The sequence below is a fragment of the Micromonospora sp. IBHARD004 genome (genome assembly GCF_052814115.1).
The window spans coordinates 410,666-426,215 of the sequence record NZ_CP199934.1; the positions used below are offsets into that span (position 1 = coordinate 410,666).

Here is a 15,550-nt window from a genome sequence, read left to right on the forward strand (position 1 = left end):
GGCAGGAGGCCTGCCCGGGCACCACGTGCTGCTGAGATGACCTGCAAGGGTCAGGAGAAGCGGACCTTCACCGAGGTGCCGCTCTGCTCCAGCACCCGGACCTTGGTGCCGGTGGCCGGGAGCTTGACGCCGTGGTTCGGCAGCTCCGGGTACCAGTACTGCTTGGTGTCGTCGAACAGCGGCTGCGCGGCCTGACCCCGGATGTACTGCGGCTGGCTGTTGATGTGCAGCGTGAACGAGTCCGCCTTCTTCAGGCTGAACGGCGCGTCGTAGACCTGGACCCGGGCCCGCCAGGGGTTGCCGGTCAGGTTGTAGATCGGCTGCGGGTGCGCGTCGATGATCATGTTTCGACCCTCACCCGGGTGTGCGAACGTGTCGTTGTCCGCCCACCGCAGGTTCCAGTAGGAGATCAGCAGACCCTGCTGGTACGCGTAGTGGTCGACCCAGTCCGGCCGGGTGTTCGCGTAGCCGAAGTAGTACGGGCCGGTCTTCAGGTACTGGTCGTACGAGACGTACGTGCGGTTGCCGGCGATGTAGTAGTTGTCGAAGAGCCTGGTGTAGGTCTCCTCGGCGATGCTCCAGCCCTTGAGCGCCCAGTCACCGGCGCCGTTCTCCGCGCCGTCGCTGAGCAGGGCCTGCCCGTCGGCGGTCACGGTGATCGCGTCACCGAAGAAACCGCCCGCGGAGAGCCCGCCGTCGGTGACGTAGTGGAACCGGAACTGGACCACCTTCCCGGCCGCCACGTCCATCGGAATGTTGATGTCGACCCACTTGCCGCCGCTGCTGCCGCTCAGGGCGGGCCGGGGGTCGCTGCCCGAGATGGGCGGGAGCGCCTTGCCGTTCGCCGTGCCGGGCAGCGCCGACCAGGTCTGGCCGCCGTCGAGCGACGCCTCGAAGAAGAGGTAGTCGAAGCCGGACTCGATGGAGTAGCGGCCCTTCATGGACAGCGCGGCCGTCGACTTCCCGGTGAAGTCGAGCGTCCTGGTCATGGTGTTGTCCAGGTCGTCGTCGTTACCGGAGAAGTACTGCTTGGTGCCCTCGAACGGCTTGCCGTTGTCGAAGGTGTACTCCCGCTGCGGGAGCACCACCACGGCGGCCTGCGGCTTGGCGGAGTTGTACTCCTGCGGGCCGAGCGTCATGGTGCGCTTCTGCCCGGCCTTGACCACCTCGTAGTCGAGCCAGCCGAGCTGGAGCTTGTTCCAGGCGCCCAGGTCGCCACCGCGCTCGCCGATGCCGCCGTCGTTTTTGGCGCTGAGCCGGCTCTGGGCCATCAGGGTCCAGTGCTCGTTGTTGTTGTCGCCACCGCTGAGGACGTTGTAGTCGTCCGGCAGACCGAGGTCGTGGCCGTACTCGTGGTAGAAGACGCTGCGGCCACCGTTCTCCGGCTGGATCGTGTAGTCACGGATCCAGACGCCGGTGTCGCCGATCTGGGTGCCGCCGATCGGGAAGTTCGCCGGACCGGTCTGCGACGTGTTGTAGGCCGCCCAGCGGTGGCTCCAGATGGCGTCCTCGCCCTGGTGCGGGTCGCCGTCGGCCTGGTCGCCGCCGGAGTGGACGATCTGGAAGTGGTCGATGTAGCCGTCCGGCTCGTTGAAGTTGCCGTCCTGGTCGTAGTCGAACCGGTCCCACTGGTCGAACGACTGCATGTCGGCCTTGATCTGGGCGGCGGTGCGGCCCTTGGCCTTCTGGTCGGCGACCCACTGGTTGGCGGCGTCCCGGACCAGGTCCCAGGTGTTCTGGCAGACGCTGCTGTCGCAGACCGCCGGGTCGTTGGCCGGGTTGTCGGTGTCGTCGTCCGCGATCGGGTCGTCCGAACGGCCGTACCGCGCGGCGTTGTACTTGACCTTCACCCAGTCGGTGACCGTGCCGTCCACGCTGTACCGCCCGGACGACTGGGCCTCGTAGTACTGCTTGAGCGACTCGTCTCCCGGCTCGGTCCCGAAGTAGAGCTGGCGGAAGTGCTCCGGGCTGAAGTCGGGCTGCCACACGGTCGAGTTGTCGACCGCCCGGTTGGGCGCGGGGATCTCGTTGGGCCGCGGCCCGTCGAACCGGGTCGGACCCGGGATGTCGGAGTTCTCGTCCTTGTCCGGGTAGGCGGGGTCCCGCTCGTCGCCGAACTCGGCGAGGATCACGAAGATCTTGTCGGTCCGCTTCCGGGCCAGCTCGACGTACTGGTCCTTCATGCCGTTTCGGCCCGGTGCTGCGGTCCGGGCGCCGGCCGCCGCCGCCGCGCCGCCGGCGGTCTCGCCGACCTTGACGACGGTGCTTCCGTTGATGTTCTGCGGCTTCGCCCGGCCGGAGAGGACCTCGCTCAGGCCCTCCTGCCGCAGGGCGCGGCGCTTGTCCTCGAGCTTGTCCGGCAGATCGTGATCGGCTGGGGCCTTCTGCTCGCCAATCGACGGGGCGGCCGCGGGCACCTTCGGCTGCGGCGCGGCGCTGGCGGACGTGCCCGCCACCAGACCTGCCGCCGTCAGCGAAAGCCCGAGCAGACCCACTGCGACTTTGCGCACGTGGTACCTCCGGTGTGAGGGAACCGGCCCAACGGGGGTACGGGCCGGTGAAGTCGTCCCACGAGTGGGACCAATGGTGAACATAGACATTCCCGTGACGGGTGGGAAGACAGGTCCGTCGATTTGTAGCGACTTTTTGTTGGGAATGCTTTTCACCGTCACATCGGATCCGGCCATCGAGGGTGATGAGCAGGGGAAACGGCGCTATGTCGAAGTGCAGTGACGCCCTTCGATCGCCGGATATGCGGAAGGGGCCGGTGGCGTCGCCGCCACCGGCCCCTCCGGACGTGCTACCCGATCAGTTGGTGACCTTGACGATCATGTCGCTGGTCGGGGTGGTGCCCTGCTGCAGGATCTCGATCTTGGTGCCGGTGCCGGCCACCTTCACCGAGTTCCACGGGTTGCTGGTGTTCCAGTACTTGTTCGCCCCGCTGTCGGTGAAGAGCGGGTTCGGGTCGAGCGCCGGGACCGTGACCGCCACGCCGTTCTTGTGGAAGGTCTGGGCCGGCTTGCCGTACAGACTGAACGTGGCGTCGTAGCCGTTGCGGCGGTTGCTGATGGTGCCCTGGTTGCCGGCCTTGATCTGACCCGGACGGACGTCCACCGGCAGGTTCAGGCCGTAGCCCGGGTGCGCCGAGGTGTTGTTGTCGCCGTACGCGTAGTTCACGTACCAGACCAGCAGGCCAGGCTGGTTCGCGTACCGCTCCACGAAGTCCGGCCGGGTGTTGCCGTAACCGAAGTTGTACCCACCGGTCCGCAGGGTGTCGTCGTAACCGAAGTAGGTCCGGTTCTCGGCGATGTAGAAGCGGGGGTACGTGGCGGTGACCGAGCCGGTCATCCGGGTGAAGCCCTTGGCGGTCCACTCCGCGGCGAGGGCCTCCGCGTCGTCGGTCCACGCGACGGTGCCGTTCTTGGTCAGCGAGATGTTGTCCAGGAACGGACCCGCCAGGTGCACGCCGCCGTCGGTGGCGTAGCGGTAGCGGAACTGCACGGTCTGCCCGGCGTACGCCGACAGGTCGTAGGTCAGGTCGACCCAGTTACCGCTGGTGGAGCCGTCGACACCGGTCTCGCCGGCGTCGATGAGCGAGTTGCTCAGCGCGTGCCAGCTGGCCCCACCGTCGGTGGAGACCTCGGCGTAGAGGTAGTCGTAGTCCTCTTCGATGTCCCACTGGGCCTTGGCGGTGATCGACGCGGACGTCGAGCCGGCGAGGTCCAGGGTGCGGGTCAGCGAGGTGTTCAGGTCGTCCGCGCTGCCGCCCCACCACTCGTACGCCCCGCCGAACGGCGTGTTGTAGCTCGTGGTCTGGGTCTGCGAGGGCAGGTTGACCACGACAGCCTGGGCCTTCGGCCCGTCGCTGTCACCGGCCGGGCCCAGGGTCACCTGGGTGCTGCCCTTGCCGTAGTCGACTGTGGTGTGGTTCAGCCAGCCGAGGAAGAGCTTCGACCACGGGTCCATGTAACCCGGGGTCGAACCGATGTCGTCGGTGCCGTGGCTCAGCCACGAACCCGAGGACATCAGGCTCCAGAAGCCGACGCCGTTGTCGCCGCCGGCGGTGTCGTACAGGTCCGGCAGACCGAGGTCGTGACCGTACTCGTGGGTGAAGACACCCAGACCACCGTTCTCCGGCTCCGTGGTGTAGTCACGGATCCACATCCCGGTGTCGCCGATCTGTACACCACCGGCGAGGTTGCCGGCGGGGCCGGCCTTGCCCTCGAGGTTGGGGAACGCGGCCCAGCGGTGCGACCAGATGGCGTCCTCGCCCTGGGCGCCGCCGCCGGCCTCCTCGCCCTCGCCGGCGTGCACCGCCTGGAAGTGGTCGAGGTAGCCGTCGGGCTCGTTGAAGTTGCCGTCGCCGTCGAAGTCGTACCGGTCCCAGATGTCGAACTGGGCCAGGTAGTCCTTGATCTGCTGGGGCGTCTTGCCGGCCTTGATCTGGGTGTCATACCAGGACGTGGCGCTGTCCTTGACAAAGTTCCAGGAGCCGTCGGCGTCGGAGATGGCGTTGCTGCCGTACCGCGCCTCGTTGTAGGGAACGGTGACCCAGTCGCTCACGTCACCGCTGACGGTGTACCGGCCGCCGGACTGCTTGAGGTAGAAGTCCTTGAACGACTCGCCCTCGCCGTAGAACATGTCCAGGTAGTGCTCGCGGTGGAAGTCGGAGCGCCACAGGGTGCTGTTGTTGTCGGTGGCGCTGCCGTCCCAGTTGCGGTCCGGCTCCGGGATCTGGTTGACCACGGGGCCGGCGGTGCCGCCGGTACGGGGGTCGGTCTTGTCGCCGAAGTTGACCAGCATCGTGAAGATGGGGTCGGTCTTCGGCGCCTGCTGGTACTCGACGAACAGGTCGTCCTTGACCTGGATGACCTTCGAGCCGTTGCGCGTCTGAAGCTTGGCCTTGCCCGTCAGCAGGTCGGCGATCGCCTGCTTCTTGACCTCCCGCTGCTGATCCGCCTTCGGATCGGGGAGGCTGTCCTTGCCGTGCTTCGCCTTGTCGGCGCCGGGGGTGGGCTCCGCCGCCGGGGCGGCGGAAGCCGGGGCCGTGACGACACCGGCTGCCAGCAGCGTGGCCGCGGCCGAAGCCAGGCCCGCCGTGACTCGTCTCCTCAAAGGTCCTCCTCCTTTGTGGAACTGTTACATGACAGCGGCAGCCAAGGCCATCACTGTCATGTCATGCGTCACTCACAATGACAGAGGTTTGCATCGTTGTCACGCGGCAATTACCCGACGTGCCGCCATCTTTCACGGGCAAATCAGGACCAAAGGGCAAGGCCATTCGGCGCCCGTTCACATTACGTTTCGGCCACGACCACCCAGCGTGACGGTGATTATGGGGTCCCCGTAGGGGAGCGCTGGAGGGCTCGAAAATGTCACACCAGGAGTCGACCGGATGTCGGGCGGCGTAAGAAGAAAGCGGGGCCCGTCCGGAGCAGTGTGCTCCAGCCGGGCCCCGCCGTGTGTCCCGTCGGTCGACGGGCCGCCCAGGTCAGGGAGTCGCGGCGGTGACGTGCACCGTGGCGTACGAGTTGTCCTTCGCGGTCTTCAGGATGGTGATCGAGACGCCGTAGCTCACGCCCTGGTCACCGGGGTTGCCGGTACCCAGCACGATCGCGCCGCCGCCCAGGGTCGCCCCGTAGTACGCCGGTGCCGGCGTGCCGTCGGGGTTGGTGACCCGGGTGGTGTACTTCGCGTTGCCCTTCGACGGGATGACCACCGAGGCGTCGCTGTCCCGGGCGAAGGGCGAGCCGTTCCGGATCTCGATGCCCGGGTACCAGCCCTTGGCGTCGGTGAAGGCCGGCACGGCCGGCTGGGCGCCGAAGTTGGTGCAGTACTCGCTGTACAGCTCGTCCGCCGCCTCCAGGCACTCTTTGAACGGGTACGTCTTGTTCAGCGAGAAGGCCGCGTTGGCCGACTGCGGACGGCTGGGCAGGTTGTCCAGCGCCGACGGGTCCTTGGCGGCCGCCTCACCCTGGCGACGGAACGGGTCGAAGTGCGAGTCGACGATCAGCAGGCCACCCTTGGCGCCGTAGCTCGGCAGCGCGGTCAGCTGCGCGGTGGCGTGGTTGACGTTGCCCCACGTGGTGTCCCGGTACCAGACCAGCATGCCGGGAGCGTTGTAGGAGAGCTTGTCGACCTTCCACGCCTCGTGCGAGTACACCGTGTCGTACGCGTACTTCAGGCCGTTGTCGAAGCCGTCGAAGTTGCGCCACTCGGCCAGGTAGTAGTGCGCCTTGACCTGGGTGCCCGAGTCCGTGTGCCAGCCCGCGCCGGTGGTGTCGGTCCAGGTGCCGCCGGTCTGGGTCCAGCCGTTGGCGCCGTTCTCGACGTCGTCGCTCCAGGTCGTGGCGCCGCCGCCGGTGGCCGAGAAGTCGTCGGCGAACCAGCCGCGCTCCAGGAACCCGGCGTCGGTCGCCTGGCGCAGTCGCAGCTGCACGGTCTGCCCGGCGTACGCCGACAGGTCGACGTAGTCGTGCCGCCAGCCGTGGCTGTCACCGGTCAGGCCGTACTTCTTGCCGCCGTAGTCGGCCAGCCGGCCGTTCGGGTCGGGGTCGCCGTCGTCGGTGGAGACCAGCTTGCCGCTGGCGTCGTAGACCTTCAGCTCGGACCAGCTCGCCCCGCCGTTGGTCGAGACCTCGACGAAGCCGTAGTCCCAGTCCTCTTCGATGACGTAGTTGTTCCACATCCAGAACTTGGCGTCGGCCGCCGCTGGAACGCTGACCTGGCGGGTCAGCTTCACGTCGGCCCAGTCCTGGTCGGCGCCGCTGTACCACATGTTGCCGCCGCTGTGCGGCTGCGCGATGGTGATCACCTTGTTCGGCAGGTTGACCTTGATGCCGTCCTTGGTGCCGACCGGGGTACGCGAGGTCTGGCCCAGCTGCACGTCCTTCGGGTCGGCACCCGGGGTGACGGTCAGCGGGTCGGCCCAGCCGAGCACCCACTTGTCCCAGAGGCCCATGTGGGTCGGGAGCGCCTGGAAGATCTCCCCGGAGTGCGATCCCGAGGCCATCAGGTCCCAGAAGTCGACATCCGAGTCGGCGTTGCCGGAGGTGTCGTAGAGGTCCGGCAGGCCGAGGTCGTGCCCGAACTCGTGGGCGAACACACCGACGCCGGCGTCCTCCGGCTGCACGATGTAGTTCGACACCTTGAGCTGGGTGCCCGGGATGGTGTAGCCGCCGGCCACCGCCGAGGAGTGCGCCCAGACGGCGTAGACGCCCTGGTCGCCGCCGCCACGGGACTTGCCCTGGCCGGCGTGCACCAGCACCAGGTGATCGATCACGCCGTCCGGCTCGTTGAAGTTGCCGTCGCCGTCGCGGTCGCCCTGGTCCTCGATGTCGTAGTCGGCCCACGGGAAGGTCGGGTCCATCTTGGCCAGCGTGTCGATGGCGTCGGTGGCCAGCTTGCCCGCGCCGAGCGGGTTGTCCGGGTGCCCGTTCATCGACTGCTGGCGTCCGGCCACCCAGTTGCCGTTCTCGTCCTGGAAGCAGCGGGAGGCGGCGTACCAGCCCTCCGAGTGCGGCACCTTGATCCACGGGCTGGCCTGCCCGTCGACCGTGTACGCACCCTTGGACATCTCCAGGTACATGTTGTGCATGGTCCGGCCGGCCAGGCTGATGCCCGGCTTGCCGTCCGGCCCGGTCAGGTCGGTGCGGACCCGCTCGGTGATGCCCTCCTTGGTGTAGAGCATCTTGTCGTAGTGCTCGGGCGAGAAGTCCTTGACCCACATCGAGTTGTTGTCCTCGTGGGGCAGGGACGCCGGGTCCGGGATGCCGTTGTGCAGCGGGCCGTTCTGCACCGTGCCCGGGACACAGGTGCGGTCCTCGAAGACCGTCTTCGGCACCATGACGCCGGTGAAGTCGTCGTTGGCGTGGTCGTTGAACTCCACCAGCAGGGTCAGCAGCTTGGCGGTCTGGGTGCCCTTGGCCTGCTTGATCTGACGCGGGTTCTGCCCGGTCTTGATCGCCTTGGCCTCCAGCTTGGCCAGCTCCCGCGCGGCCACCGGGTTGCCCCCGGCGAACTTGCGGTCGTAGGTCCGGGCCTCGTCCGCCGCCGACGTGAAGATGCCGTCCTTCCCCTTGAGCTCCTTGCCGGCCGTGTCCGGTTGCACCTCCGGCTCGGCGTAGTTGATGTAGAAGTCGTCCGCCCCGATCGTGGCTCGGGCCTGGCCGGACGTCTGGGCCGCCGCGCTGCCGGTCACGGTCAGTGACGTGGCGGCGAGTGCGATGGCGGGCAGCGCGACGAGTATGCGTCGCCGCCGCCGATGAGGTGTGGTGTTCATGCCGCTCCAAATCCTGGGGGCGTGAGGGAGGGATGATCGGAGAGTCCGATGTAGTGGCGCCCGCCACAGTCGGCCCGATCCGGGCGAACATAGACAGAAAGATTGCCGAACAGCAAGTAATGAAGCGACGGTCCATCCGTCCGGGCGGGTCGAAGTCGACCGATCGGCCGTCGTCGTGAGCCGATCACATGTGTCACCCCGATGCGATCGATGCGCGGCGGTGTGGAACAGCGGACGTCGGAGAACCGGCGCTGAAGACGGTGCGGCCCGGCGAAACAGGGGTTGTCCTGCGGCGCCCGGCTCCTGACCCTTGATCTGTCTGTGTGACGGTCCGTCGTGCCCGTGGACGATGGCGGCTCGCCAGCGACCCCACGGTTCGCGGCCGCGACGACGGCCCGCCGGAGCCCTTCCGTTCGGCAGGGCCGACACGGAAGCGGGCGGGGACGGCACGCCGTGCCGCCCCCGCCCACGAGATGATCCCGAGAGTCGGGCCTCAGTCCTCGTCGGACTTGCCGCCCTGCATGCCGGAGGAGATCAGCTCCATCACCGAGGAGTCCTGGAGCGTGGTGACGTCGCCCAGTGACCGGTTCTCCGCCACGTCCCGCAGCAGCCGGCGCATGATCTTGCCGGAGCGGGTCTTCGGCAGCTCCGGCACCAGCATGATCTGCCGCGGCTTGGCGATCGGGCCGAGCGTCTTCGCCACGTGGTTGCGCAGCTCGGCGATGAGCTGCTCGCCGGCTTCGCCAGCGGTGTCCACGGTGCCACGCGGGATGGCGAACGCGACGATCGCCTGCCCGGTGGTCGGGTCGGTCGCGCCGACCACCGCCGCCTCCGCCACCGACGGGTGGCTGACCAGCGCCGACTCCACCTCGGTGGTGGAGATGTTGTGCCCGGACACCAGCATCACGTCGTCGACCCTGCCGAGCAGCCAGATGTGCCCGTCGTCGTCCTTCTTCGCCCCGTCGCCGGCGAAGTACAGGCCCGCGAACCGGCTCCAGTAGGTCTCGATGAACCGGTTGTCGTCGCCCCAGATGGTCCGCAGCATCGACGGCCACGGCTCGCGCAGCACCAGGTAGCCACCGCCGCCGTTCGGCACCGACCGGCCCTGGTCGTCCACCACGTCGGCGACGATGCCGGGCAGCGGGGTCATCGCCGAGCCGGGCTTGGCCGCGGTGACGCCGGGCAGCGGCGAGATCATGATCGCGCCGGTCTCGGTCTGCCACCAGGTGTCCACGATCGGCAGCTCACCTCGGCCGACGTGCTGGCGGTACCAGATCCACGCCTCCGGGTTGATCGGCTCGCCGACGCTGCCGAGCAGCCGCAGCGACGCCAGGTCGTAGCCGGCGGGGATGTCCTCGCCCCACTTCATCATGGTCCGGATCAGCGTCGGCGCGGTGTACAGGATGGTGACCTTGTACTTGTCGACGATCTCCCAGAACCGGCCCTTGTGCGGAGTGTCCGGGGTGCCCTCGTACATGACCTGGGTGGCGCCGTTGGAGAGCGGGCCGTACACGATGTAGGAGTGCCCGGTCACCCAGCCGATGTCGGCGGTGCACCAGTAGACGTCCGTCTCCGGCTTCAGGTCGAAGACCGCGTCCGTGGTGTACGACGTCTGGGTGAGGTAGCCGCCCGTGGTGTGCAGGATGCCCTTCGGGCGGGCGGTGGTGCCGCTGGTGTAGAGGATGAAGAGCGGGTGCTCGGCGTCGAACGGCTGCGCGGTGTGCTCCGGCGCGGCGGTCTCCACCGTCTCGTGCCACCAGTGGTCCTTCGCCGACCAGGCGACGTCCTCGCCGGTGCGGCGGACCACCAGCACGTGCTCCACCGACGGGCACTTCGCCACCGCCTCGTCCACCGTCGGCTTCAGCGCCGAGGGCTTGCCCCGCCGGTAGCCGCCGTCGGCGGTGATCACCACCTTGGCGGTGGCGTCCTGGATGCGGTTGGTCAGCGCGTCGGCGGAGAAGCCGCCGAAGACCACGCTGTGGGTGGCGCCGATCCGGGCGCAGGCGAGCATCGCCACCGCCGCCTCCGGGATCATCGGCAGGTAGATCGCCACCCGGTCGCCGGCGGTGACGCCCAGCTCGGTCAGGGCGTTCGCCGCCTGGCAGGTGAGCTTGTACAGGTCGGCGTAGGTGACCGTGCGGGTGTCGCCCGGCTCGCCCTCCCAGTGGATCGCCACCTTGTCACCCAGGCCGGCCTCCACGTGCCGGTCCAGGCAGTTGTACGCCACGTTCAGCTGCCCGCCGACGAACCACTTCGCGAACGGCGGGTTCGACCAGTCGAGCACCTGGTCCCACTGCTTCGCCCAGGCCAGCCGCCCGGCCTGGCGCGCCCAGAAGCCGAGCCGGTCCTCCGCCGCCTCGGCGTACGCCTCGGCGGTGACGTTGGCGTTCGCGGCGAGCTCGGCCGGCGGCGGGAACTGGCGCGTCTCGTTCAACAAGTTGGCCAATGCCTCGCTCATGCGGTGACTCCTTCGTCGCGTGACCTGCATCTCCTATCCGCCTGAGGTTAGTCGTGGCGCCGCGCGCCCGCGACAGCCCGGTTACCCCTCGCGCGCCCAGCGGCCTGCACCGCGCGCCCGGCGGCCCGCCCGGTCCGCGGGCGTGTCGCCGCCCGGTTTTCGGCCCGTTGCGGTGTTCGGGCCGCTGATCACCGCGGCGTTCACCAGAGCCGGCTTGATCATCGGGCCGGGCACGGCCGCGGGTGGTCCGGGTCGCCCGGTCGGCGGGTGACGGCCGGCCGGGCCGGGCGGGTCGCTAGCGTGGCGGGGTGACCACCGATCCGCTCGCCCCGCTGCTCGCGCTCGCCGACATCGCGCCCGCCGTCGAGCGCGCCCGCGACCGGGTCGACCAGGCGCACCGGCACCGCGCGCTGCGCCGGCACGGCGGCCAGGTCGCGGCCGAGGTCAGCCTCCGGTCCGCGGTGGCCAGCGCCGCCCTGGAGGGGCGTACGCACGAGCGCGAGGCGGTCCGGGCCGGCACGGTCACCGACCCTGTGCTCCAGGGCGCGTTGCGGGTCGCCGGGGCGCTGCCGGGGCTCAGCGAGCTCTGGCCGAAGGCGCCGCGCCAGGCCCTCGCCAAGCTGCACGTCCTCGCCGCCCGCGACGTCGTCGCGGAGCCCGAGCTGGGGCGGCCGGTGGCCGACCCGGTGGTCGCGGCGCGTCTCGACGGGCTGGCCGGCCTGGTCGCCGGGGGCACGAAGGTCTCCCCGCTGGCGCTGGCCGCTGTCGTGCACGGCGAGCTGCTGAACCTGCGCCCCTTCGCCGGGCCGTCCGGGGTGGTGGCCCGGGCCGCCGCCCGGCTGGTGCTGCTCGCCAGCGGCCTCGACCCGCGCGGGCTGGTCGCCGTCGACGTCGGGCACCAGGAGCGGGAACCGGAGTACGTCGGCGCGGCCGGCGCATTCGCCACCGGCACCCCGGACGGGCTCCGCTCCTGGCTCCGCCACTACATGAGCGCCGTGGAGATCGGCGCGGACCAGATCGAGCTCATCGGCGACGAGGTGCTCGCCGCGTCCTGATCTTGAACCCGCCGCCGCGGTTGCCCGCAGGATCCGCGGCGCGTGGTGCTCGGCGCCTCGATCCGCGCGGATCGGTCAGGCGACCGGGGCGACCTTGGCCCGGCGGTGCCGGCCGTACCAGGCGATGCCGATGGCCACCCCGACGCCCACGCCGAGCGCCGCCGCGGCGACCGGCACGGCGGGCCGATCGCGCAGCCGCCGGCCCAGCGGCACCGGGTGCCGGAACTCCAGCACCGGCCACGAGTTCTCCACCGCCAGCTTGCGCAGCGCCCGGTCCGGATTGACGACGCTGGGATGCCCGACGCACTCCAGCAGCGGCCGGTCGCTGTACGAGTCGGAGTAGGCGTACGAGTCGGCCAGGTCGTAGCCGCGCTCCGTGGCCAGCTCGCCGACCGCGTCGACCTTGCTCGGGCCGGCCGCGTAGAACTCGACCTGGCCGCTGTACCGGCCGTCCTCGACCGCCATCCGGGTGGCGATCACGTCGGTCACCCCGAGCAGCTCACCGATCGGGCGGACCATCTCCTCGCCGGAGGCGGAGACCAGCACGACGTCCCGCCCGGCGGCCTGGTGCTCCTCGATGAGGGCGGCCGCCTCGGCGTACACGTAGGGGTTGATCAGCTCGTGGAGCGTCTCCGCGACGATCTGGCGGACCTGTTCCACCTGCCAGCCCTTGCAGAGCGTGGCCAGGTAGTCCCGGGTCCGGGCCATGGTCTGCTCGTCGGTGCCGCCCAGCCGGAACATCAGCTGCGCGTACGCCGACTTGACCACGTCACGCCGGGTGATCAGGCCGTCCCGGTAGAACGGCCGACCGAACGCCAGGGCGCTCGACTTGGCGATGACGGTCTTGTCCAGATCGAAGAAAGCGGCACCTCGGCCCACGGCGCGAAAGTCTAGCCCGACGCTCCGCCGTCGGCGGGTGCCCGGGGCCTCCCGGCCCGGTCGGGACGCACCGATCTCTGCTGAGAGTGACGACGGTCACACTCTCCGATCACAAATTGGCGACGAGTGCAGCGCACGCCACTCGACGTATACCGGTCCATTGCGGCATGCTTGTGCTCGCGACGAGAGTTCGCGTCTCGTGACCCAAGCCCTCGGCGGTTGCACCCCCCGTGACCGCTGAGTGGGTTCGGCTCGACCCCCCCGGAGCCGAACCTCCGACGACCCCCGTCTCCCCCCGACGGGGGTCGTCCCTTCTCTGGCTGAGCGCTCCGCCGCAGGTCACAGCTCCTCTCCGTCCCCGTCGAGGGTGCTCTCCGAGGGCGTTTCCCCGGCGGGAGGCAGCAGGGAGGCAGCAGAGCTGTCGAAGGCGGCCAGGACGCGGGCCGCGTATTCGTCCGGCGTGTGCGTATAACGATTGAGCGTCGTGGACGCCTGCTCGTGGCCCATCACCCGCTGCACCAGGTCGATCGGGACGCCGTCGGTGACCAGCCAGGTGGCGTAGGCGTGCCATCCGGCCCCACACGTAGAACTTCCCACGGAACGGCGTCGGGCTGCGCCCTCAAATGCCCTGACCGCGGCCAAGCTGTTCGCCTGCCCGAAGACTCCATTGGCGCTGTCACATCCATGGGGACTTCGAGGGTTTTGTAGTTTTTTGGGTATTTTGGGCGAGAGCTGGTTGAGGATGGGCGCAGGCCAGCCGAGGGCACAGGAACCGAAGGCGTTGATGCGTCGCTGCCATCGCAGGGAGAGGAGCCGACAGCGTGGACATGAAGCTGGAATTCATCGTGCTGCCCGTCGCCGATGTGGACCGGGCCAAGAACTTCTACAAGGCGCTGGGTTGGCGGGAGGATATCGACATCGGCGAGGGGGATGCCCGGGTGGTGCAGATGACACCGCCCAGGTCGGACTGCTCGATCATGTTGGGCCCCAGCCTCACCACGGCCGCGCCCGGCTCCGTCCAGGGCCTGTGCCTCGTGGTGAACGACATCGAGGCGGCCCGGGCCGAGCTGGCTGGCCGCGACGTCGACGTGAGCGAGGTATTCCATGACGCGGGCGGTGGCATGCCCCGCGCGAACGCCCAAGGACGGGTCCCTGGCCTGGCTCCGGACCGGCAGAGTTATTTCTCGTTCGCCTCGTTCAACGACCCGGACGGCAATGGCTGGTTCCTCCAAGAGGTCACCACGCGCTTTCCGGGCCGGCTGTGGTGAGTGCCGGACCGGCGCTTCTCGCGGAGGAGGAGTAGTCGCATGCAGGCGACCTATGATTCGGTGGCCGAGCTGGCAGCCGCGCTGCGGCGTGCAGAGACTGCGCACGGCCGTTACGAGGAAGAGACCGGGCGCCCTGACCCGGACTGGCCGGCCTGGTACGCCCAGTACATGGTGGACGAGCAGGCAGGGCGCACCGGCCCGGCCGGGCCGGGAGCGAGCACCTGAGTCGATCTGTCATCACGCAGGTCCCGAGACCAGGCAGCCGGCTGCCGGCGGTGTCGGGTCTCAGGACGTCCGTGACAGATCTGTCTCGGGACGTGCGTGACACGTCCGGCTAGACGATCTCGGTTTGCCTTGCCACAGGCCCTCAGCGTTGCATGGTCGATGGCCCTGGGACGCTGTGGGGGTGGAACAGTCTGCGTGGGTCGAGGCTTCGTCGGGGGTGGGAGCAGCTCCCGATCGGGTGGAGGTGTTGCCGGTCGACTCTGAGCGGGCGGCCGCGCGTCTGACGGTCCTGGGAGTTACGACCAGGTCATGGCTTGGCTCGGTGGTTGCCAACAGCGGTGGTTTGGTGGTCGGCCACGGCTGGCTTCGGGTGCTCGGCGCTGGGCACGAGGGGCTGTCGGATGTGGCTGCCGAGTTGGATGCCAGGGCTGGTCGTCTGATCGTCGCCTTCGACGTGATGGGCGGGCAGTTTGGTTGGGGCGCCTTCTCGACCGGCCTGACTCCTACCAATGAGCGGTCGGCAGTCGATGAGTGAGTTCGAGATCCTGGTGGGCCGCACGGAGGATTTCCTCGGCCTTGAGCGGCTGCTGCGGGATGTGCGAGACGTTCTGGGGATGCACCTGCGAGAGATGCCAGAGGGGAGTCGCCGTTTCTGGGGGGAGTTGGGTGACCACCGGATCTATGTGAACGACGAGTTCGCAGTGAACGGTATCGACAATCCCACGGAGCCGTTCAAGAGTCACCCCTGCGAGGTCATCGTCGATGCGGTCGATGATGCGGAGGGGAGGGCGCTCGCCGACCGCCTTTACGAGGCGCTGAAGCGGTCCGGTGACTATCGGCTGATCCTGCTTGAGGAGGGATCGTTCGTCAGGTCAACGCACTTCCCGGAGGGGGAGTGGTGATGCTCCGAACCGACTCGGCGATTCCGGCGCGTGGGGGGCTCTGGTTTGCGGGCTTTGAATCTAGCGATGTTCTTCGTCGTGGTGCGGGCGACTTCGGTGAGAACCTGGTTGCCGTCGTGGACGCGGAAGGTGGTGTCGGCGGCTTCGACGGTGAGGGTTGCGCCGGCGTGGCGGATGCCGACGTGGATGCGTTGGCCGGCAATGACGAGGGCTCCGCGGCTGCTAACGCGGCGTTCGACCCGCAGCGGTTCGGTGTCCGGAGTGGGTGGTGGTCCGGCGGGACGGGCGTCGCGGATGGTCGCGACCTCGGCGACGGTGAGCGGATTGGGCAGGCTGCGCAGCAGGACGGCGGTCAGCAACAAGTCAGCAAGACGCGCGACAAGAACCGACGACGGCTGGTACAGGACGACAAGGTCCTTGAGTTCGGCGCTAGTCCTCGACATTGGCCGGCGAGCGTCCACTGCTTCGAGCCGCCTTTGCAT

The 15,550-nt window shown here is 68.9% G+C and carries 12 protein-coding genes; 5 read left to right on the top strand and 7 right to left on the bottom strand.

The window, feature by feature from the left end; all coding sequences use genetic code 11:
• Positions 1-50: 50 nt before the first annotated feature.
• The 4 genes from ACTWO6_RS01970 to acs form a co-directional block, all read right to left on the bottom strand.
• Positions 51-2,495, bottom strand: coding sequence for an immune inhibitor A domain-containing protein (locus ACTWO6_RS01970; protein WP_446220530.1), 2,445 nt, complete (start codon positions 2,493-2,495; stop codon positions 51-53).
• A 313-nt stretch (positions 2,496-2,808) separates the two neighbouring features.
• Positions 2,809-5,115 (bottom strand): immune inhibitor A domain-containing protein, encoded by a 2,307-nt coding sequence (locus ACTWO6_RS01975; RefSeq protein WP_446217921.1) that lies wholly within the window; start codon positions 5,113-5,115, stop codon positions 2,809-2,811.
• Between the two features lie 376 nt (positions 5,116-5,491).
• Positions 5,492-8,281, bottom strand: a complete 2,790-nt coding sequence (locus tag ACTWO6_RS01980) for an immune inhibitor A domain-containing protein (RefSeq protein WP_446217922.1) — start codon at positions 8,279-8,281, stop codon at positions 5,492-5,494.
• Between the two features lie 493 nt (positions 8,282-8,774).
• Entirely contained in the window at positions 8,775-10,739 is a 1,965-nt protein-coding gene (gene acs, locus ACTWO6_RS01985) for an acetate--CoA ligase (protein ID WP_446217923.1), read from the bottom strand.
• A gap of 308 nt (positions 10,740-11,047) precedes the next feature.
• On the opposite strand from acs, the gene ACTWO6_RS01990 reads away from it, so the two are divergent.
• Positions 11,048-11,794: an oxidoreductase gene (locus tag ACTWO6_RS01990; protein ID WP_446217924.1), complete on the top strand. Its 747-nt coding sequence runs from the start codon at positions 11,048-11,050 to the stop codon at positions 11,792-11,794.
• A 75-nt stretch (positions 11,795-11,869) separates the two neighbouring features.
• On the opposite strand, the gene ACTWO6_RS01995 is transcribed toward ACTWO6_RS01990, so the two are convergent.
• Entirely contained in the window at positions 11,870-12,673 is an 804-nt protein-coding gene (locus ACTWO6_RS01995; protein ID WP_446217925.1) for an HAD family hydrolase, read from the bottom strand.
• A gap of 339 nt (positions 12,674-13,012) precedes the next feature.
• Positions 13,013-13,270, bottom strand: a complete 258-nt coding sequence (locus ACTWO6_RS02000; RefSeq protein WP_446217926.1) for a tyrosine-type recombinase/integrase — start codon at positions 13,268-13,270, stop codon at positions 13,013-13,015.
• Positions 13,271-13,500: 230 nt separating this feature from the next.
• Between ACTWO6_RS02000 and ACTWO6_RS02005 the strand changes: the two genes are divergently transcribed.
• From ACTWO6_RS02005 to ACTWO6_RS02020, 4 genes are all read left to right on the top strand, one after another.
• Positions 13,501-13,941, top strand: coding sequence for a VOC family protein (locus ACTWO6_RS02005; protein WP_446220531.1), 441 nt, complete (start codon positions 13,501-13,503; stop codon positions 13,939-13,941).
• A gap of 39 nt (positions 13,942-13,980) precedes the next feature.
• Complete coding sequence (locus tag ACTWO6_RS02010) at positions 13,981-14,166, top strand: hypothetical protein (RefSeq protein ID WP_446217928.1); 186 nt, start codon at positions 13,981-13,983, stop codon at positions 14,164-14,166.
• A 181-nt stretch (positions 14,167-14,347) separates the two neighbouring features.
• Positions 14,348-14,701: a DUF2625 family protein gene (locus tag ACTWO6_RS02015; RefSeq protein ID WP_446217930.1), complete on the top strand. Its 354-nt coding sequence runs from the start codon at positions 14,348-14,350 to the stop codon at positions 14,699-14,701.
• The gene (locus ACTWO6_RS02020) at positions 14,694-15,068 is read left to right on the top strand and encodes a hypothetical protein (protein ID WP_446217931.1); all 375 of its coding nucleotides are present in this window, start codon (positions 14,694-14,696) and stop codon (positions 15,066-15,068) included. Before ACTWO6_RS02015 ends, ACTWO6_RS02020 begins: the two co-directional genes overlap by 8 nt.
• Here the strand turns inward: ACTWO6_RS02020 and ACTWO6_RS02025 are convergent.
• On the bottom strand, positions 14,999-15,511 hold the full coding sequence (locus tag ACTWO6_RS02025; RefSeq protein WP_446217932.1) for a hypothetical protein: 513 nt from the start codon (positions 15,509-15,511) through the stop codon (positions 14,999-15,001). The genes ACTWO6_RS02020 and ACTWO6_RS02025 overlap by 70 nt on opposite strands.
• Between the last annotated feature and the right edge of the window lie 39 nt (positions 15,512-15,550).